The following is a 20,597-nucleotide window of genomic DNA, read 5'->3' on the forward strand; positions in this document are numbered from 1 at the left end:
TAAATGGAAATAATAGACTCAACATTACTTTCTGAGACACAGAGCTTGTGTCCGGAATGCTTGAGACTCACTTCGGCTCAAAGAGTGGTTAAAGATGACAAGGTCTATCTTGTGAAACGTTGCCCCGAACATGGTGAATATCGAACCCTGCTTTGGAGGGGAAACCCTCAATGGGATTCATGGGTTAGGCCTACAATTCCGACGCCTCCTAAGGAATGTTTTACCCATGTTGAGAAAGGGTGCCCCTTCGATTGTGGTTTATGTGAAGACCATTACAAGACGACTTGTACGGCTCTGCTTGAGGTTACCCAGCGTTGCAATCTAAACTGCCGGTATTGTTTTGCCAATGCAGGATCCGAGCTTGACGAACCTTCCTTAGAGGTCATCGAAGGGTGGTACAAAAACGTACTGGTTGCTAGTGGACCAGTTAATATCCAGTTATCGGGCGGTGAGCCAACCCTCAGGAACGATCTGCCTGAAATCTTGGATATGGGGAGAAAACTAGGTTTTAAGTTTATCCAACTTAATACAAATGGCCTGCGATTGGCTGAAGATCCTATCTTTTTGAGTCAGTTGAAAGAGGCGGGACTTAGTTCCGTGTTTTTACAATTTGATGGTACTGAGGACCAAATTTATCAGTCAATCAGAGGACGAAGTCTCTTTGATCTTAAGGTTAAAGCGATAGGAAACTGTGGTGAACATGGAATCGGAGTTGTCTTAGTACCGACCCTGATCCCAGGCATAAACACTCATAATATCGGAGGGATCATTAAGTTTGCCTTAGAAAATAATCCGACCGTCCGAGGGGTTCACTTTCAACCCGTAAGTTATTTTGGAAGAATTCCTCAAGAACCCTCGGATCAAGATCGGATTACTCTCCCAGAAGTTATTCAAGCGATCGAGGAACAAACGGATGGCCTGATCAAAGCGGATAACTTGAAACCTCACAATGGTCGCTGCTCTTTTAGTGGCAATTTTAATAGACAACTGGATGGAAGTCTGAAGCCTATTGTCAACAGTTCGTGTTGTAACGGACCAGAGCGAGCGGATGAGTTAGCTAGAAAAACGCGAACTTTTGTGGCTCGGCAGTGGTCAGGGGCAGAAAAGTTCAGTATTCAGGCTCCCTGCTCGAACTCCTGGGATAATCTAATCCAACAGTTAAAGACCTATGCTTTCTCGATCAGCGGCATGGCTTTTCAAGACGTGTGGAATGTCGATATCGAACGCTTAAAAAACTGTTGTATTCATGTCGTAAGTCCTGAAGGTACGTTAATTCCTTTCTGTGCTTATAACCTCACTGACAAACAAGGGCACTCAATTTATCGGAGGGAGAGATAGGGTTTGGGTATCGCAACCACCTCGCTTGAGCCTTGGATAAAGAGCAAAATTGGCACAGATAGTTCAGGAGGCTTAACCAGAAAGCAGATAGAGGATCATCAGTTAACCAAAATTCAGGAAACCATTAACTTGGTAACTAGCCAAAGTCGCTTCTATAAACGTCTCTACTCAGGAATCGATGGTAAGATAGCTAGTTTCCAAGATTTCTTGAAACTGCCTTTTACTACGCCCGAAGATTTAAAAAACAACCCACTGGATTTTTTGTGTGTTTCCCAAAATGATATCAGCAGAATCGTCACATTACAGAGTTCCGGCACAACGGGAAAGCCTAAGCGCCTGTTCTTTAGTGAAGCCGATCAAGAATTGACCATTGATTTTTTTCATCATGGAATGTTAACCTTGATACAGCCCAAAGATAGAGTCTTGATCATGTTACCTGGGGAAATACCGGGAAGTGTCGGGGATTTGCTGCGCTTAGGTCTAGAACGTGCAGGCGCAACTGGGGTTGTCCACGGTTTGGTTACCGACCCAGAGGCAACTCTGGAGCAAATTAAACGGGAAAACATCAACGTCTTAGTCGGAATACCTACTCAAGTCTTGAGTTTAGCTCGGTTTAAAGATTCTAAGGGCCTCTCTGTCTCCCTGAACATGAGAAGTGTTTTATTAAGTACAGATTATGTACCCCTGGCTATTGTGCAAGAACTTGAAAGAGCGTGGAGCTGTAAGGTGTTTAATCACTATGGTATGACTGAGATGGGGTTGGGTGGTGGACTAGAATGCGAGGGTTTTTGTGGATACCACCTCCGGGAAGCAGATCTCTATTTCGAAATCATCGATCCTACTTCAGAACGGCCCGTTTTGGATGGGCAATCAGGGGAAGTAGTAATAACTACGTTGACTCGATCCGCTATGCCTTTAATTCGTTATCGCACGGGTGACAGGTCACGGTTTATTCCAGGACTCTGTGCGTGCAATACCGTATTGAAACGACTGGATCTGATAAAATCCAGAGACCGAGTCTATCTGACGCAAACTGATTACCTAACGATGGCGGACTTCGATGAGGTTTTGTTTGAGCTTGACGATATTCTTGATTTTCAGGTAACCCTAACCGATGGTATGCAAGAAAATGAAAACTATTTACAACTTGATGTTCAGTTAAAGGGACATGTTACTTGGGAAGCGAAAAGAAATGTGATGCAGGCCTTAGATAAAATTACGCTCGTAAAGGATGCTAAACAGAACGGTAGCTTGAGGGCGTTCTTTTATCTTGAAGCAGGTTCTGGAGTGATATCTAGAAAAGGTACAGCTAAAAGACAGATTCAAGACAAGAGAGGGAGTGCCTAAAGTGTTTGCTGGAACAGAGAAGAATCAGGGGACGGATTCCCTAGCAGCAATTATCGTTGCCGCAGGATACTCTTTTCGAATGAAACGTTTTAAGCCACTTTTAGCGTTGGGTGGAAGCACAGTATTAGAAAAGGCTGTCCACAGTTTTAAGAATGCCGGAATCAGGGATATCCGGGTGGTGGTTGGGCATCGAGCGAGCGAATTGTTACCTTTCTTAGACAGACTAGGGGTTAAGAGTATACTTAATACAAATTTTTCCGAAGGAATGTTCTCCTCAGTTGTCGCAGGGGTTAAGAGCCTAGGGCCAGAGACAAATGGTTTTTTTCTATTGCCAGTCGATAATCCAATCGTTAAACGAGATACCTTGGATAAACTTCAGACGACTTTTTTTTCTACGGAATTCGGGATTGTATATCCAACTTATCAGGGAATGAGGGGACACCCCCCCTTAATTTCTTATCAGTATGTGAAAAATGTATTGAATTGGAACAAACCTGGAGGAATGAGAGCTTTACTGGAACAGTATGAATATGATGTGAGCGAAGTTGAGGTTGTTGATCCGGGTATTTTGCTCGACATGGATACACCAGAGGACTATCATCAGATGCTGAAGTATTGTGGTGATATTCAGGTACCCTCGGAAGAAGAATGTTATGCTATAATCAAACGTGCCAACACATCAGTAAGGGTGATTAAGCACTGTGAACAGGTTGCCCGGTTAAGCTGTGCGCTAGGTAGCTATTTAATCAGGTCGGGCTGCCAATTAAACCTGCAATTAATCAGAACGGCTGCGTTGCTGCATGATTTGGCCAAAGGTCAATCCCAACATGCCCTAGTTGGAGCCCAAATGCTCGTGAATTTCCCAGAAGTAGCGGAAATTGTAGCCGAACACATGGACATTTGTCTGGCTCCTGACCAGCCTATAACAGAAAAAGAAATTGTCTATCTAGCAGATAAACTAGTCATGAACGATCAGACTGTTCCACTTCAGGACAGATTTGCAGGTCCCCTTGAGCAACATAAAAATAATCAAGAGGTCTTCACAAAGATTATGCAACGATTTTGTAACGCTGAAAAAATTCAGACAAGAATAGAACAAATAATTAAAATGCCTTTACAGGAAATACTGAAGGCTGATCTAGGGGGGCAAAGCTAATGGATAATGAAGTATACCTAGGACTTAAAAAGGTATATGATCAAAACTTGGAGGCGGCTCTAATTACTGTAACGAGTGTGCTAGGGTCTGTTCCCCGTAAACCTGGAGCTAAAATGCTAGTTTTTGCTGACGGAACAACCGTTGGAACCATCGGCGGTGGATGCGGCGAAGCTGAGGCAAGACGAGAGGCGCTCAATGTTTTATTATCGCACACTCCTAAGATTCATTTCTTGAATATGACCGCAGACGTTGCTCAAGAGGAAGGAATGGTTTGCGGAGGTATTATGGGATTATTTATTGATTATTTAGGTTCTCAAAGCGCTGTGGAACAGACAGATCTTACAAAAGAATATCTGTCTGCTTTAGAGAGGTATAATAACCCCATACTAGTAACTGTGATTGAAGCAACTGAGGAAGGATTAATAGGTAAGAAGCTGTTTATAAAAAATAACGAAGAACTCGTAGGGGATCTTGGTTTAGATGAACTTAATAGAGTTGCGCGAGAGAGTGCCGAAACAGAGGGGAAACGATGCAAACCTTCTCTAGTTAGCTTAGATTTTGAGTTTGAGCCATGCATCTCTTCAGCGGCGAAAGCGGCTTACCGATTGCTGATAGAGCCTCCAACAACAGTGGTACAACTGTTGATTTTAGGGGCAGGACATATTGCCCGCCCGCTAGCCTCTATGGCCAAAATGGTTGGCTATGAGGTTACAGTAGTCGATGATCGCCCCTCCTTCGCCAATTCTGCTCGTTTTAGCACAGCAGATACAGTTATATGCAATGATTTTGAACATGCCATAGATGCCATAAATATCAATCCGCAAACATTTGTTGTGATTATTACTAGAGGGCATCGTTATGATAAAGCATGCCTGCGGAAAGTAATTGACCGACCAGCTTCATATATTGGCATGATCGGGAGTCGCAAAAGGGTTAAAGCATTAATCGCCGAATTAGAGGAAGAAGGAGTTTCGAGTGAACTGTTAGAGAAGTTGTATTCGCCGATCGGTCTTAAAATTGGGGCAGAAACACCTGAAGAAATAGCCGTAAGCATTCTGAGTGAGTTGATTAAAGTGCAAAGGGAGTTGGATCAGAACGGCAAGACGAAATGATCCTCAAGTATAATGGATAAGAAGTTGATTTATTTAGCCAGACACGGCGACATTGGTATAGGTAAAGAGAAACGCTACATTGGTCGGTTGGACCTTCCGTTAAGTGCTCAAGGAGAAGAGCAGGCTAAGGCGTTGAAGAATTTCTTTTGTCAAGTGCCCTTAGACAATATATATTGCAGTGATTTAAAGAGATCGCAACAAACAGCACACATCATTGCTTCTGTCCACCAAATTGTTCCCGTAGCTCATGTGGGTCTACGAGAATTAAATATGGGTGATTGGGATGGTGAATTGTTTTCTAGTATTAAAACGAAGCATCCTATGGAATTTAAACTGCGTGGTGAAGATATCGCCAATTACAGCCCACCGAAAGGGGAAAGCTTTTCAGTCTGTTACAAAAGAGTGATTCCGGTATTTGAAAGCCTGGCCCAATCCGATGGGACAACTATTCTAATTATCGGGCATGCGGGTGCAAACAGAGTGATTTTATGTCATATCCTAGGGATACCTTTGGGAAACGTCTTTCGTTTCGAACAAAGTTATGGTTGTTTAAATTTAATTTGCAGAGAGGGTTCCAATTACCGCCTGAAATATCTAAACCGTACAGCCACTAGAGGTATCCTAGACCAATGAGTTGCGTTTAACGCAACCGTCTCCCCCCTTTCCCAACTCCCCGTGCCACTACACGAAAGAGATTCAACAATAGACCTAATTCACAAAAATTTGTCTCTGATTATTAGGGAATAGAGAAAGGCTCTTGGGATTATCCAGAGCCTTTTTTTCGTACTCTCAGAAAGTATAAACTTGTGGGTTGTATACTGCAAGAAGGGCTAACCCGTGCGAAGACAGTGTCTTCAAGAAAGGCTAATTCGTGCGAAGACACTGTCTTCGCGTCGTGGGCGCCAGCCAAGTTTTCTTTATGCGGCGTGCAGGGGCGTTCTATTAAGTTATAGACAAGTTTTTTGGCGTTAATCCAGAATAGTCAGTTTTATGGCGCAATTATTGCACATTAAATATAGATCTAGCAATTTTTGCTGGGTAAATTCAAATTTCTAGCTGGAATAGTTGAATGTAAGGGTTTGAAAGGGGAATGTTTATGCCTAAATATGTTATTGAGCGAGCGATACCAGGGGCTGGTGCACTATCCCAGACCGAATTGCAGGGTATATCGCAAAAATCCCGAGAAGTTTTAAGTAAATTAGGCCCGGAGATCCAGTGGGTACAGAGTTATGTTACTGGAGATAAAATTTATTGCGTCTATATTGCTCCTAATGCGGAAATCATTCGAGAACATGCCCGGATGGGGGGATTCCCAGCTGACAGCGTCGAAGAAGTAAAATCAATAATTGACCCAATCAGTGCTGAATAGTATCGTGGAATATCACACAAGTAGGTTAAGCACGATTAACCGAGGACCAGGGCTTTTTAAGGCTCTGGTCCTAATTATTGTTTAAGCAAGCTTTATCAACACTGTGGGGTCAATACCAGGTCGGATAGTGCTTTTATTACATTATCCCCCTTATTTTGCCTATATTGTACTAATTATTACAAGGGAAGTGTTCCGAAATGAAACGCTGTTCCGAGCAAAGTGCGTCAAACTAGGGCAGTAAAACGAATTCATAGGGAAACAAAGGGTTAAAATATAACCCAGAGGGTCCCTTTGAGCGAGCTAGTAAGCAGTTTAAGGGAAAAATTTGAGAAATATTTAAATATATTTGAAAATATTAAAGAATATTTAAATATTCTAATTGTTGGCGTGATTCTTGCAATGTATAAAGATAACCAAAAGTGACAAAGCTGATTAGGGAAAAAGTATCGTGTCACTATTGAAAAACAAATTAAGGCTAGCGCCAAGAAATGGGAGGAAACGAAAATGTCAGTTGTTCATCAAGTATATGGGTATTTCATGCCTACAGTAAACCTCATGGGAGCCGGTGCAGCTCAAGAAACAGGTAAACAAGCCAAATTATTGGGTGGAAAAAAAGTACTATTGGTGACCGATGCCTACCTTGAAAAAATTGGCATGGCTCAAGAAATTGCTGACATTATAGTAAAAGAAGGTATCCCAACTGTTATCTATAGCGGTGCTGAACCAAACCCTACCGATAAAAACGTACATGATGGCTTTGACATCTATACTAAAGAAGGCTGTGACCTGATTGTATCTATGGGTGGAGGATCTTCACATGACTGCGCTAAAGGTATTGGCCTTGTTGCAGGTAATGGCGGAAGAATTAACGACTATGAAGGTGTAGATAAATCTCCATTGCCGATGGCTCCGATGATTGCTATTAACACCACCGCTGGTACTGCTGCTGAAATGACAAGATTCTGTATCATCACAGATGTAGCACGTCATATTAAAATGGCTATCGTTGACTGGCATGTGACCCCAAATGTCTCCATCAATGATCCCTTGTTGATGATGAAACAACCTCCTAGCTTAACTGCTGCCACAGGAATGGATGCACTTACCCATGCTGTAGAAGCGTATGTTTCCACAATCGCTACTCCAGTAACCGATTCAGCTGCCTTAATGGCATTTAAAATAATTCCTAAATATCTGCGTCGCGCTGTTGCCAATGGCGATGATTTTGAAGCACGTGAACAAATGGCTTATGCTCAATTATTAGCTGGTATGGCTTTTAATAACGCTAGCTTAGGTTATGTTCATGCAATGGCTCATCAATTAGGTGGATTCTACAATTTACCTCACGGTGTATGTAATGCCATCCTTCTCCCACACGTTTGCCGCTTTAACATGATTGGCAACCTCGATCGTTTTGTAGACATCGCTGTAGCAATGGGAGAAAACGTTGATGGACTTTCTGCCAGAGAAGCTGCTGAGAAGTGCCTAACTGCAATCGCCACCCTGTCCACTGATGTTGGAATTCCTTCCGGATTAAACGAACTGAACGTAAAAGAAGAAGATTTAGCTTTGATGGCTGGAAATGCTAAATTAGATGCTTGCCAATTCACCAATCCTCGTACTGCAACACTTGAACAAGTTATCCAAATCTATAAGAACGCAATGTAATCTAATTCTTTGCAGAATAGATATACAAAGAAAAGGCTCTTGGGGGTATCCCCGAGAGCCTTTTCTAGGTGTGCCATCCACTAGATGATGTGGGTAGGTACCATAGCAAAGAACCGCCCCTGCTTTCACACAAGCAGGGGGCGGTTCTTTCTTGAGTTCAACAGGAACCTAGGCCCCATTATAGCCTAGGCTGAACAAATGGAGGGGGAGAAGCAAAGTGAGCGATAAAACGTTCGACCTCTCCTTTTGGAGGGTTTCTCAGTAGATCGGATGGAGATCCATCAGCCACTACTTGTCCATTAAGGAGAATCAAGGCTCGGTTTGTTAAATGTTCGATATCCTTAAAATCATGGCTAACGAGGACAGTTGTCGTTTGAGTAGATTTGAAAACATGAGCCAGGTCAGTGCGTAGGCTCTCTTTGGTTGGAGCATCTAGGGCTGAAAACGGCTCATCCAAAAACAGAACGTCTGGTTCCAGGGCAAAGGCTCGTGCTAGGCTTACGCGTTGAGCTTCTCCGCCGGAGAGTGATAGTGCCAATTGTTTAGAAAGATGAATTACTCCGAATTGTTCCAGCCAATAGTTCACCCGTTCCCGTATTTTCCCCTTAGTGATGCCTCGGATTCTTAATCCGATGGCAACATTGTCAAAAACTCGGGTGTTTAATAAAAGAGGTTCCTGAAATACAATAGCGATTCTACGACGAATAGGAAGCGGAACAGTCTTTGGCATGGGCTGCCCCTGGAAATACAGCTGACCCAATGTTGGAACTTCTAAAAAAGAGAGGATTTTCAACAAACTGCTTTTACCAGATCCGTTCGGTCCGATCAGCCCTACGCATTCTCTAGGCAACAGATGAAAGTGAATATTTTGCAATATAGTTTTCTGTTCCTTTATCCAGGTTATCCCCTGAGCTTCAAGCACCTTATGACCCTCCTTGCTGTTTCTGTTGGAGGATGGTTAGGCCTAATGTAGCTGCATAGGCGAGTAAACATAAAATAATACTTAAAGCAATAGCGATGTCGAAGTTACCTTTGGAAACTTCCAAGACAGTAGCAGTCGTTAGAACACGAGTCTGCCCTTTAATATTTCCCCCTACCGCTATAGACGCCCCAATCTCCGAAACGATGGCCCCAAAACCCGCAATAATTGCGGCGAGTAGGGAAAAACGGACTTCTTTAAGAAGTAGCCAAGTATACTGAAGGCGAGTTGCACCTAGTGCTCGGATTTGAAGCCTAAGTTTAGGATTGGTTTGTTGAAGAGCGGCACAAGTTAAAGCTGCGATAATAGGAGAGGCAATGATTGCTTGGGCAATGATAATAGCTGTTGGTGTATACATAATGTTTAAGAAGCCAAAAGGGCCAGAGCGCCAAAGAAAGATTGAGACCCAAAGCCCCACTACCACAGGGGGTAACCCCATTCCTGTATTAACGACGCTTAAGACAAGTCGACGCCCTGGGAAAGGTTTGAGAGCCAAGAGTGTACCGAACGGAATCCCAATAAGTAGGCTTATTAGCGTTCCTGTAACGGATATTTTAAGCGTAAGGAGCGTAATATTAACTACCTCGGGATCACCAGTTATAAGGAGGTGAATGGCGGCTAGGACTCCTTGCCAGATCATTTCCATACAGTTACCTGCCCTTTTAAATGTGGGGATTCAAGTGATTTGGACTAAATTACTTGCCCAGGTCTTCCATCTTTTTGCCTGCATCTGGGAAGAAAAGAGCCTGGCCGAACTTATCTTTGCCGAATGTTTCAATGAGTTTTTGAGTGTCAGCATTAATCATATAGTCGACAAAGGCTTTGGCGCCATCTGCATTGACTTTAGGGAATTTTTCTGGGTTTACTTGCATTACATGATAAATGTTTAAGAGGGAAGCATCTCCTTCAAGAACAATATCCAGTTTTAAGTTTTTCTTCGTCGCCAGGTAGGTGGCGCGATCTGTCAGGGTATACCCTTCTTTGTCTGAGGCAATGGTGAGTGTTTGTCCCATGCCCTGACCACTCTCCTGATACTTACTTCCAGTAGGGGTGAGATTAGCTTTTTTCCATAATGCTTTTTCCATTTTATCTGTTCCCGAATCATCTCCGCGGGAAACGAATATTGCAGGGCTAGCATAAATGGCCTTTAAGGCATCAACGGATGTTTTGGTTGCTTTGACTTTAGCAGGATCAGCTGATGGTCCTACAAGGATGAAATCGTTATGCATCACAAGTTGATAGTTTATCCCGGTTTGGTTGTCAACCAATTTTTTCTCTGAGGCTGGAGCATGTACTAGTAGAACATCAGCTTCGCCTTTTTCCCCCATAGCTAAAGCAGCCCCTGTGCCAACGGCTACTGTTTTGACCTTATAACCAGTTTTCTTCTCGAAATCTGGGATAAGTACATCGAGTAAACCGCTGTCTTGTGTACTTGTAGTGGTCGCTAAAATCAGGTCAGGATTTGTAGGCTTCGGAGCTTCGGTTGTCTGTGGCGTAGGAGTTGTTGGAGTTGCAGCAGTTCCACACCCAACGACAATCACCATAACGGTGATCATCAGGAGCGCGAACCCAAAATTAAGGCGAAGTCTCAGTTTCTTTTTCATTCTTTTTTCCTCCTAATATTTTTTTATATAAAAACGCTTTATATCGCGTTCTTACGCTCAGTAACGTGATCAAACCAGTTCATTAACCCGTCTCAGGAATTCAACAGAATTTTTCCAGTCAGAGAAGTATCATAACCATCTTGTTGATTAATGGCTTGAATAAATCCTGGTGACCTTAAAATACCTACAAGTTGTTGCCAAGCAGGGGTTTTAGCAGTTTGCCCTAAACAAACTAAATCATATCTTTCTTGGAACAGAGGAACAAAACCAAGACCAAGTCGTTGGGCTGCAGCTTTTACTCCGATACCAACATCGGCTTGTCCGTTAGCTACGAGGCAAGCGACGCCTGAGTGTGTGGTTTCTTCATTTGTATAGCCTAAGATCTGCTGGTGAGAAATATTTTCTGCTTGGAGGTAGGCATCAAGCCGCAGGCGGGTGCCAGAACCTTTCTGGCGATTGATAAAACGCACGCCTTCTTTAGTGATATCCTCCCAGGCATGTAGATGAAGAGGGTTGGCCGGTGCTACAATGAAACCTTGTTCTCGTTGGACTAAATTGATTATACAAGCAGATTCGTCAGGGATAACATGTTGGACGTAAGAAATGTTATAGTCTTTAGACACGTTATCCCAAAGATGCACTCCTGAAACGTCTGCTTCCTGGCGATAAAGCGCAATGAGTCCATCCATGCTTCCTTTAAAAGAAATCGAGGACTCGACAGGTGTCTTTGCATGCCTAAGAAATTCGAAAAGAAGCTCTACAACAGGATCGTGGCTCCCAATGAAGCGAAGAACTCGCAACCCCGAAGGGTAAGAGGGCATAATTGAAGGAGTGGTGTTGTTTTTGACACTAAGAGTTCCATGGAGATATTGCTCTAGGACAGCTGGGTCAATGCGAAGCTGTCTACCAATGTGGTGAGCTGGAATTTCTCCTCGTTTTACAAGTTCATAAAAGGTATATTTTGAAATTTTTAAGATTTTTGCTGCCTCCGCAGCAGTCAAGGTTAAGCTCAAGTAGTTCACCTCCATTCTATTTTTTTGCACACTTAGTGAGGACAGAATAAGGATCATTCAAGTCAAAGTAAGCTTTGTAACGACAGGATTAGTGAATATAATTAATCGACCTCGATGCTATAGAGTATTGTAAACAATTTCTGCAATGTCCATGCTTCTTATGTCTGTGTCCGAATTGTTTACAGCTTCCGATAACGTTGATAGGCACAATGAGCAGGCGCTGGCAAGAATTTCTGACTCGGTTTTAAGGGCTTTACTTAGTAGAATGCTATTAATTTTTGTCTGTTCAATATCTTCCATCCATATTCGTCCACCACCAGCTCCACAACAAAAGGCTCTCGATCGATTATTTTTCATCTCTATCAACTCGAGTCCTGGGATTGAGGTCAGAACGTCTCTTGGGGCATCATAAACAGAGTTATATCTTCCCAAATAACATGGATCGTGAAAAGTGACTTTGAAATTTGTTGCCTTTGGTTTAATTTTAGAGGATCTGATAAGTTCTAAAATATACTCAGAATGGTGCAAAACATGATAGTGCCCTCCGAACTGAGGATACTCATTTTTAAGAGTATCGTAACAGTGAGGACAATTAGTCACTATTGTCTTGAAATCATAATGATTTAAAGTCTTAATATTTTCATGTGCTAACTGCTGAAAGAGTTTCTCATTACCGAGACGTCTTACAGAGTTCCCACAACATTTCTCGTCCATACCCAATAGGGCATAATCAACACCCGCCTTTTCAAATAGCTTAAACATTACCAGTGAGACATTCTTATTACGAGATTCATAAGAACCATGACATCCTACCCAATACAGGATATCCGTCTGATTTTTCTCACTTATAAGAGGAACATGCAATTCTTTTGCCAAATAAAACTTGCTATCTAAACTTAGGCCCCTTGGATTCCCCTTATCTGAGATATTTTTGAATACCTTTTGAATTTCAAGAGGATAGCTCGAAGCGGAAGACGGGCTTCGTCTCATATCAACGATTCGTTTAACATGTTCAATATGGATTGGGCATTTGTCTTCGCAAAGTCCACACGTAGTACAAGACCATAATGTCTCTTTAGATATTATCTTGTCAAGTATAGAGTGGTCAAATACCTGGCCTCTGTCCTTGAAAAGAGAATTCTTCGCGATTGAGTGCCTTTTCAAGCTTTGAATTACTGCTATGGGCGATAAGGGAGCTCCACTCATATAGGCAGGGCAGCCTTTTTGACACCTTTTGCAGGAGATACAAGCATCTAATTCGAGAAGCTGTTTCTTACTAAAGTCTTCGAGACGAGCAACCCCAATATTAGTTAGTTCTTTGGAAGTTATATCCACTGGAGTTAATCCGCCTATAGATGAAAAAGGTCTTAAAAAAATATTTAGTCCTGATGCAACCATATGAAATAACTTAGAATAAGGGATATAGGCAATAAACCCAAAGGCCAACAACATATGAAAGTACCATAAAACGGCATGAACAGTTAGGGCTGTTACAACTGACAAACCCGTTTTTTGAGTTAGGATCGCGAAAAATAGACCTACAGGTGTCCAGCGTGCCCAAAAATCACCAGTGATGTAAATCCTTAAACCCTCTAATATGAATCCAGTAAAAGGAATTATAAAAACGAGAATAAGTAAAAAAGCATCATCGAACGTGTAATCTTCATGGTCCGGTTTACTAATATATCGTTTATAGGTGGCCATTCCTATTCCAATCATGGTTATTAGACCAAACAGATCCATCAATAGGCTAAGTATTAAGTACTTCTTTCCATAGAATAGCTGAATACCAAAATGATCCTGAATGGCTATAACCAAAGTCCCTAATGTTAAAATTATAAACCCATAAAATACACCAAGGTGCATATATCGACGGAAGGTCCCTTTAAAAATTTCTTTATCATGGCGCATTATTGATGAAAAAAAGATTTTTAATCTCCAACCCAAGCTATCATAATAGAAATGCCGTCCTTGCTGCCAGCTCCAAATTCTCGTGCTGAAACCTATTATAAAGACAACGAATGATATTAGGGCGAAGAAATACATAATGCTCTTACCACTGGCATTCCAAAATAACTGCCTAGTTGCCTCCATTGAAAAACCTCCATTTATTATCCCATAGTTCCCTTGAAACAGATTTACTGTCGCAGAATCCACACGTCATTGTATCATCTGAAGCGGTATTTTCAGTTTAAATCCCTTAGAAGTTTTGAAGATTTTCAAAAACCTTAGGCGCTAACTCTTAGCAAAGGAAGGTTATTCAACATTTTCTTTTCTAACGCATTAATCGTTTTGAATTATAGCATAGGGCTTGAACAGATTTCTAGAAAAAGGATAGTTTCTTAAGACAAACAATAGCCTTTATCAGAAACAGCAGATACATTATAGTGGGCCAGATAACGGCGTGGACTAAGTTCAAACGAACCGTTTTTTTCATATAATGGTTATAACGAGGTGAATAGATAAGCAATACAGAGGAAAACGGACCTAAGCATACCTCATCCTAGAAAAATTACAAACTATCCAAGGATATCAAGGAAAAATATATTTTTTTATTGACAACACTGAACTTTGTGCTAAAATTTAACCTGATGGAAATTTGGGGTTAACCGGAGGCAGAGACGACCGGCTCAGATTCTTTCCTATTTTTTGAGTAGAAAAGGGGGCAACGATCACAATTGGCAAATTCTCTTGGACGTCATGTGTTGGCTGAAATTTATGGGTGTAGTTTCGACATTTTAAACGATCGAGAAAAAGTCGAAATGCTTATGGTCAATGCAGCTTTAGAAGCTGGTGCCGAGGTACGTGAGGTAGTTTTTCATAAGTTTAGTCCTCAAGGGGTGAGTGGTGTAGTTGTAATTTCTGAATCGCACCTAGCCATCCACACGTGGCCAGAACTCGGATATGCAGCTGTAGACGTCTTTACTTGCGGGGACCGTGTCAATCCCTGGGATGCCTGTAACTATTTAACGGATCATTTCAAAGCAGGTCATATGACCGCAACGGAAATAAAGCGGGGAATTGTTGAGGATCCAAAGGAAGCGGTAAATATTTAGGAGGGATATTTATTTTACTCCGGACTAAGACAAGTGCGGAAAAAGAAATCCAAGGGTTATACTTTTTAAACTGTACTTGATAGACCTTGTGACTGAAGAAGTTGCAGGGTCTATTGTATTTCAGGTTGTTTACATACTATTGCAATAATAATGTCATATTATCAGAGTAGATTATATAAAAAGTGCAGGACTTTGAGTAAGTATCTCGAATATATAATAGGTTAATGTCTGAATGGATGACAAGGAGCGATAAGATGGTTCCGGTAGATTTCAGCTTCATAGAGAAACTGAACATGGTACAGGCGCGTTTGCGCACAGAAATGAATTTTAAGCCAGCAGATTTTGAAGAATTGGTTAAGCTGGATATGGATGAACTTGATCGAACGGTTTTTCCGGCGATTGTTTTAGCCGTAAGTGGGGCCTGTGGCGATAATGGGCAAAAACCTGAGGCCTTGGCGACCATTGTACAATTTGTTTTTATGGCTAATAGGGTTCATGAGTTAATGAAAGATGATCTGGATATCGCGGAGGAGCTCCGACAGTTTCCGGTGCTTGTTGGAGATTTATTATATGGAAAGTTCTTTTTAGAGCTCTGCCGTGAGAAACTACTGCCCTTTCTAGACCCTCTAGCTCAGGTTATAGGAACAATGAGCGAGGGGGGGATATCTCGATGGCTTTCCCGGGACTCAAAACTTAATAAGGATGAATGGCTTCAAATAATTGAAATGGAAAGTGCGTCTCTAACCGCCTTAGCGGCCCGTCTTAGTGCTGAACTTGCTGGCGTTTCTCTGCCTCTACAGCGTCGGCTTGAAGCGTTTGGCTGGGAATTGGGATTAGCATGGGGTGTATGGAAGGAACGTTTGGAGAAGACATTAGTTCAATCGATCCTTCAGCGGGCTAACAATATCCTGGATGAAATTTCGTCTGGATCACAGCTTCAGTTACAACCTCTCCTTGAGGTGTTGCATTACATAGCCAAGCAGCTAAACACAGATTATAATCCTCTTGAGGCAGGATCGTGATGAACGGAGTAGAGTTAGAGTATGCATAAACTAAAAGTTTTCTTTGAAATGATTAAATTTGAGCACACGCTTTTTGCCCTGCCTTTTGCATATTTAGGCGCTTTCTTAGCATCAAATGGTGTTCCATCAGGATCGAAACTTTTCTGGATTACCTTAGCCATGATAGGAGCCAGGACAGCGGCAATGTCTTTGAACCGATTGATTGATCGGCATATTGATGCGCGTAACCCTCGGACGGCTCAAAGGGCACTGCCGGCAGGCCAGCTTAAGGTGAATGAAGTTTACCTTTACACGGTCCTTTCTTTTCTGTTACTTGGCTATTCGGCGTACAAACTCAATTTTTTGGCTTTGTGGTTAATGCCAATTGCCGTTTTCTTCCTTGTTTTATATTCGTATACCAAACGGTTTACATGGGCATGCCATCTTACCTTAGGGATTTCCTTGGGCTTGGCCCCGGCAGGGGCCTGGATCGGAGTAACAGGTCATTGGGCTTTAGCACCTATTCTTTTAGGTTTTGGGGTCATGACTTGGGTTGCAGGTTTTGATGTCGTTTATGCTTGCCAAGATGTAGAATTCGACCGCAAAGAAGGGCTGCACTCGATTCCAGCAATTTTTGGGGTGCAAAGAGGTTTGGAAATTTCGTCGTTTCTGCATATACTCGCACCGCTGTTCTTTATTGCCGTTGGAGTGGTTATGTCTATGAGTTGGCTTTTTTATGTTGGTGTTGCCATTGCCATTGCCTTACTCTTTCGCCAGCATCGCCTAGTCACTGCCGATGACTTTTCTAAGATTGGCGTTGCCTTTTTCGACCTTAATGGGTATCTGAGTATCTTACTATTTGTATTTTCCGTCTTGGATTTAGTCTTATTATGATAAAGTGGAGGAGGGGGACATTATGCACGCACTGTTTGCTCAAAGCGAACTCAGTGACCTAGTGGAGAAAGTAGAAAATGACGAACGATTAGGTTTTGACGCCGGTGTTCGCATGATGAACAGTCAAGACCTCTTGGCCCTTGGGTATATGGCTAATGTTGTCCGTGAACGAAAAAACGGCAACAATACCTATTTCATGGTCAATAATCCTATTAACCATACAAATGTTTGTACTGATCGCTTAAACGCGACGATGATCTACGGGCACGTTGCAAGGCCCGAGGACCGAATTGACCATTTGATACAGCTACGAGCGCTTCAGGACAGGAAAAGCGAGTTTCTAGCGTTCATTCCACTTCCCTGTGACCCCAAGAACACGCAATTTGAGGGAATAATGGGTGTGAAAAATACAACGGGATTTGAAGACCTGAAAATGTTTGCACTTTCACGGATTCTTCTCGATAATTTTGATCATATTAAAGCGTTTTGGATGATGCTCGGCCCCAAATTAGCTCAAGTTTCGCAGGCTTTTGGGGTGGATGATTTAGATGGTATCGTTGTGGAGGAAGCAATTGTTTCCTCAGCCGAGGCTGAAACGAATTTAGGAATGAGTAAACGGGCCTTGATCCACATGATTAAAACAGCCGGACGAGATGCGGTGGAACGAGATATTCTCTATCGTGTCCTTAGAACTCATTAGGATAAAGAAAACTTGGCTGGCGCCCGAAGTCACTGACTTCGCACGTATTAGCCATCTTGCAGCCTTTGGCGAAGGCGGCTGCCTAGTTGCCCTTATGCTTAGAAAGTATATAACGCAAGTTTATACTTTCTGATAGTACAGGAAGGGGAGAAGTATATGCAACCAGATACCTTGAAGATCATCGAGCGACGGTTATCCGGCGAACGTTTATCCCTCGCGGATGGGGTAAAACTATTACAAGATGCCGATCTTCTTTCTTTAGGCCAAGGAGCGGATCTCGTTCGAGGTCAGATGCACCCGGAAAAAGTCGTCACGTTTGTGATTGACCGGAATATTAACTATACCAATGTTTGTTCATGTCAATGTAAGTTTTGTGCCTTTTACTGTAAGCCCGAAGATCCAGAGGGATATATTTTGTCAAGCGATGAATTACATGCTAAGATTGAAGAAACAATTTCGGTAGGGGGAACTCAGCTCTTGATTCAAGGGGGATTGCATCCTGATTTGGATCTAGTATACTTTGAGAATCTCCTGCGCGATATTAAAGCCCATTACAGCATCCACGTTCACTCCTTTAGTCCTCCAGAAATATGGGATCTAGCGAACAAATCCCAGCTGAGTCTTGAGGAAGTCATTCGTCGCCTCAGAGATGCAGGCTTAGATTCTATTCCTGGAGGAGGGGCTGAAATCCTCGATGATCGTGTACGTCATCTAATTAGCCCCAATAAAATAAGTTGGCAACAATGGATGGACGTTATGACCACAGCACATAAGTTAGGTATGAAATCCACCGCGACAATGATGTTTGGGCATGTGGAGACGTTTGAAGAACGGGTTCTGCACATGATTCGTGTGCGTGAGGCCCAGGATCAAACGAGTGGATTTACAGCTTTCATCCCTTGGAGTTTCGCACCAACGAACACAGAACTTGGAGGAGAGGGAAGTACAGGGGTTGAGTACCTGCGAACTCTCGCTGTAGCACGTCTGATGCTCGATAATGTGCCCAATATCCAAGCATCCTGGGTTACTCAAGGGGCAAAAATGGCACAGGTGGCTTTGCGTTTTGGGGCTAATGATTTCGGGAGCACTATGTTAGAAGAAAATGTAGTTCGGGCTGCTGGTGTGCAAACGCGTGTCCCGTTACAAGAAATTATACGTTGTATTGACGATGCCGGTTATCAGGCTGTCCAACGCAATACGCACTATGAGTGGTTAAAGGAGTACGGGAAGGAAGTGTAGGTGAATGCGCAGGCGTAAGCGACAGCTCGATGAGGGCAATTTGCCGTTAATGGAACATATTAAAGCCCTACGCAAAGTACTAGTTATAGCAGCTTATTCTATTGCGCTTGGAACCATTATTGGATGGTTCATTAGTGATCAAGCTTTCGCCTATTTAGCACGTCCAGTGACCCAGTTAAAAACTATTAATTTCATCACTACAACTCCAATGGAACCAATGTTGGTCAAGCTGAAAGTCTCTCTGTTTATTGGTGTTGCGCTTTCGCTTCCGATCATTATGTGGCAGATATGGAGTTTTGTGCTACCAGCATTGAAGCAAAATGAACGGAAGTATTTATATATTATTGTTCCTAGCTCGGTACTTCTCTTTATTGGCGGGGCTGCTTTATGTTTTTACCTGGTACTTCCTGTCGGAATTAAGTTTTTAATGTTTGCAGGTGGCGGGGGTGTTCAATCGACGCCATTTGTGACGAAAACGTCTTACTTAAGTTTTCTTCTAACCTTTCTCGTAACGTTTGGATTGGTATTTCAACTACCAATAGTTTTGTTGATCTTAATTCGCATAGGAATATTGTCCCCCAAGACCTTAGCCAAAAAAAGGCGTTGGGCGGTATTAGCGATCATCATTATGGCTGCCGTGGTTTCCCCGACACCAGATTTGCCTACCCAACTCCTCATGGCTGGACCAATGTATCTCCTCTATGAAATTAGCATTTGGCTGGGGTATCTGGTCGCTCGGAGAAGAGAAACTGACCTAGCGTTGAAATAAGGGGGGCGAAGACATGGGTTTGACAGAAATCATCTTAATTTTGGTTATTGCTCTTATTTTATTTGGGCCGGAGGATCTGCCGGATATCGCTCGGACGTTGGGTAAAGTAGTTTTTGAAATTCGCAAAGCAACTAATGAGTTAACTAAAGAGTTTCAAAGTTCTTTAGATACCCCAGCAAATGTTCTAAATAAAGCATTTGAACAGACGATTTCGTCAAAAACTTCTGAGCAGGAAACAGTCATACTACCAAAAGAAGCGGAAGATATTAGTAATGACGAGAAATTGTTGACGTATGAGGACGAAAAACCGGATGATCCACTGGCGGAACTACCATTAGATATGGTATCTTATGAAGAAAAGGGTGCAAGCAGGTGAACCGCTTTTGAAACAACTCTGGCTCTTCAATCAGATAAATTCAGATCTACAACGGGTTGAAAAGGAACTGACAAAATTCGTGGAGACGGATTACCCAATTCTCCATGATTCGGCTGTCCATTTATTGACTGCCGGGGGGAAACGATTGCGTCCGGCATTTACGCTCTTAGCTGGAAAGTTCTACGGTTATTCCTTGGAAAAGTTGATGCCCGTGGCTATGGCCTTAGAGCTCATTCATATGTCTTCACTAGTCCATGATGATGTCGTGGATGCATCAATGACTAGAAGAGGGCGTCCAACGGTTAAGGCTAACTGGGGTAATATAGTTTCCGTGGAGACGGGAGACTATTTATTTGCTAAATCATTGGTACTTATAGCTAAGATAGATCATCCAGAAGTTTCGCGTATCTTAGCAGAAATTAGTGTTGAAATGTGCCAGGGAGAAATTCAGCAGATTAAATCCTCCTTCGATGTAGAACAAAATCTAAAGCAGTATTACTACCGTATAAAACGTAAAACTGCCTTGTTGATCTCTGCTTGTTGCAGAATAGGGGCTTTGGTTACGGGAGCTCCTCAGCGTCAGGTTTGGGCATTGGGTGCATATGGGCATTCACTGGGAATGGCCTTCCAGATTGTCGATGATGTTTTGGATATAACGGCCAAGGCTTCTGAATTCGGAAAACCGATCGGGGGAGATTTGCGCCAAGGTATTATGACGTTACCCATGATTCTAGCCCTTCAATTATCACAGGAGCCCTCTCGCTTAAAGGTATTGCTAGGAAAAATGGAAAAAACGAATGATGAAGTGTCCGAGACTATTGAACTTATCAAGAGCACCGGAGCTATCGATGAATCTATGAATCTGGTCGACTTATATGTGAAGAAAGCTAAAAAACATCTTCAGGAACTCCCCTTGGTTCCAACTCGTAAAGCTTTAGAAGAGTTAGCTGAGTTTATTAGAGTTCGAAAGTTTTAA

The 20,597-nt window shown here is 42.6% G+C and carries 20 protein-coding genes; 15 read left to right on the forward strand and 5 right to left on the reverse strand.

Going from position 1 to position 20,597, the window contains the following annotated elements:
* The first annotated feature begins 3 nt into the window (after positions 1 to 3).
* From trsS to DOT_RS16620, 7 genes are all read left to right on the forward strand, one after another.
* Positions 4 to 1,338, forward strand: a complete 1,335-nt coding sequence (gene trsS, locus DOT_RS16590; protein WP_009621170.1) for a radical SAM (seleno)protein TrsS — start codon at positions 4 to 6, stop codon at positions 1,336 to 1,338.
* A gap of 3 nt (positions 1,339 to 1,341) precedes the next feature.
* The gene (locus DOT_RS16595; protein ID WP_009621171.1) at positions 1,342 to 2,685 is read left to right on the forward strand and encodes a DVU_1553 family AMP-dependent CoA ligase; all 1,344 of its coding nucleotides are present in this window, start codon (positions 1,342 to 1,344) and stop codon (positions 2,683 to 2,685) included.
* Position 2,686: 1 nt separating this feature from the next.
* Positions 2,687 to 3,841: a DVU_1551 family NTP transferase gene (locus tag DOT_RS16600; protein WP_009621172.1), complete on the forward strand. Its 1,155-nt coding sequence runs from the start codon at positions 2,687 to 2,689 to the stop codon at positions 3,839 to 3,841.
* A complete protein-coding gene (locus tag DOT_RS16605) occupies positions 3,841 to 4,953 on the forward strand; it encodes an XdhC/CoxI family protein (RefSeq protein WP_009621173.1) in 1,113 nt (370 codons plus the stop codon). The genes DOT_RS16600 and DOT_RS16605 overlap by 1 nt, the downstream gene beginning before the upstream one ends.
* Before the next feature lie 12 nt (positions 4,954 to 4,965).
* Positions 4,966 to 5,586 (forward strand): alpha-ribazole phosphatase, encoded by a 621-nt coding sequence (cobC, locus tag DOT_RS16610; RefSeq protein ID WP_009621174.1) that lies wholly within the window; start codon positions 4,966 to 4,968, stop codon positions 5,584 to 5,586.
* Between the two features lie 463 nt (positions 5,587 to 6,049).
* Positions 6,050 to 6,322, forward strand: coding sequence for a nickel-binding protein (locus DOT_RS16615; protein WP_009621175.1), 273 nt, complete (start codon positions 6,050 to 6,052; stop codon positions 6,320 to 6,322).
* 504 nt (positions 6,323 to 6,826) lie between these two features.
* Positions 6,827 to 7,990, forward strand: coding sequence for an iron-containing alcohol dehydrogenase (locus tag DOT_RS16620; RefSeq protein ID WP_009621177.1), 1,164 nt, complete (start codon positions 6,827 to 6,829; stop codon positions 7,988 to 7,990).
* 178 nt (positions 7,991 to 8,168) lie between these two features.
* Here the strand turns inward: DOT_RS16620 and DOT_RS16625 are convergent, their stop codons facing one another.
* The 5 genes from DOT_RS16625 to DOT_RS16645 all read right to left on the reverse strand — a co-directional run bounded on the left by DOT_RS16625 (position 8,169) and on the right by DOT_RS16645 (position 13,680).
* Entirely contained in the window at positions 8,169 to 8,912 is a 744-nt protein-coding gene (locus DOT_RS16625) for an ATP-binding cassette domain-containing protein (protein WP_009621178.1), read from the reverse strand.
* A 1-nt stretch (position 8,913) separates the two neighbouring features.
* On the reverse strand, positions 8,914 to 9,615 hold the full coding sequence (locus DOT_RS16630; RefSeq protein ID WP_009621179.1) for an ABC transporter permease: 702 nt from the start codon (positions 9,613 to 9,615) through the stop codon (positions 8,914 to 8,916).
* Positions 9,616 to 9,664: 49 nt separating this feature from the next.
* Positions 9,665 to 10,573 carry a substrate-binding domain-containing protein gene (locus DOT_RS16635; protein WP_009621180.1) on the reverse strand — a complete coding sequence of 303 codons (909 nt, stop codon included), beginning with the start codon at positions 10,571 to 10,573 and terminating at the stop codon, positions 9,665 to 9,667.
* 92 nt (positions 10,574 to 10,665) lie between these two features.
* Entirely contained in the window at positions 10,666 to 11,586 is a 921-nt protein-coding gene (locus tag DOT_RS16640) for a helix-turn-helix transcriptional regulator (RefSeq protein ID WP_009621181.1), read from the reverse strand.
* 117 nt (positions 11,587 to 11,703) lie between these two features.
* Positions 11,704 to 13,680, reverse strand: coding sequence for a heterodisulfide reductase-related iron-sulfur binding cluster (locus DOT_RS16645; protein ID WP_040412542.1), 1,977 nt, complete (start codon positions 13,678 to 13,680; stop codon positions 11,704 to 11,706).
* 584 nt (positions 13,681 to 14,264) lie between these two features.
* On the opposite strand from DOT_RS16645, the gene speD reads away from it, so the two are divergent.
* From speD to DOT_RS16685, 8 genes are all read left to right on the forward strand, one after another.
* Complete coding sequence (gene speD, locus DOT_RS16650) at positions 14,265 to 14,642, forward strand: adenosylmethionine decarboxylase (protein WP_009621183.1); 378 nt, start codon at positions 14,265 to 14,267, stop codon at positions 14,640 to 14,642.
* A 224-nt stretch (positions 14,643 to 14,866) separates the two neighbouring features.
* Entirely contained in the window at positions 14,867 to 15,664 is a 798-nt protein-coding gene (locus DOT_RS16655; RefSeq protein WP_242833857.1) for a polyprenyl synthetase family protein, read from the forward strand.
* A 21-nt stretch (positions 15,665 to 15,685) separates the two neighbouring features.
* Complete coding sequence (locus DOT_RS16660) at positions 15,686 to 16,537, forward strand: UbiA-like polyprenyltransferase (protein ID WP_009621185.1); 852 nt, start codon at positions 15,686 to 15,688, stop codon at positions 16,535 to 16,537.
* Between the two features lie 22 nt (positions 16,538 to 16,559).
* Positions 16,560 to 17,237, forward strand: a complete 678-nt coding sequence (locus DOT_RS16665) for an FO synthase (RefSeq protein WP_009621186.1) — start codon at positions 16,560 to 16,562, stop codon at positions 17,235 to 17,237.
* A gap of 156 nt (positions 17,238 to 17,393) precedes the next feature.
* A complete protein-coding gene (mqnC, locus tag DOT_RS16670) occupies positions 17,394 to 18,476 on the forward strand; it encodes a cyclic dehypoxanthinyl futalosine synthase (protein WP_009621187.1) in 1,083 nt (360 codons plus the stop codon).
* A 4-nt stretch (positions 18,477 to 18,480) separates the two neighbouring features.
* The gene (tatC, locus tag DOT_RS16675) at positions 18,481 to 19,245 is read left to right on the forward strand and encodes a twin-arginine translocase subunit TatC (protein ID WP_040412548.1); all 765 of its coding nucleotides are present in this window, start codon (positions 18,481 to 18,483) and stop codon (positions 19,243 to 19,245) included.
* 13 nt (positions 19,246 to 19,258) lie between these two features.
* Complete coding sequence (locus tag DOT_RS16680; RefSeq protein WP_009621189.1) at positions 19,259 to 19,621, forward strand: twin-arginine translocase TatA/TatE family subunit; 363 nt, start codon at positions 19,259 to 19,261, stop codon at positions 19,619 to 19,621.
* A 7-nt stretch (positions 19,622 to 19,628) separates the two neighbouring features.
* Positions 19,629 to 20,597, forward strand: coding sequence for a polyprenyl synthetase family protein (locus tag DOT_RS16685; protein WP_009621190.1), 969 nt, complete (start codon positions 19,629 to 19,631; stop codon positions 20,595 to 20,597).

The sequence above is a fragment of the Desulfosporosinus sp. OT genome (assembly GCF_000224515.1).
GTDB lineage: Bacteria > Bacillota > Desulfitobacteriia > Desulfitobacteriales > Desulfitobacteriaceae > Desulfosporosinus.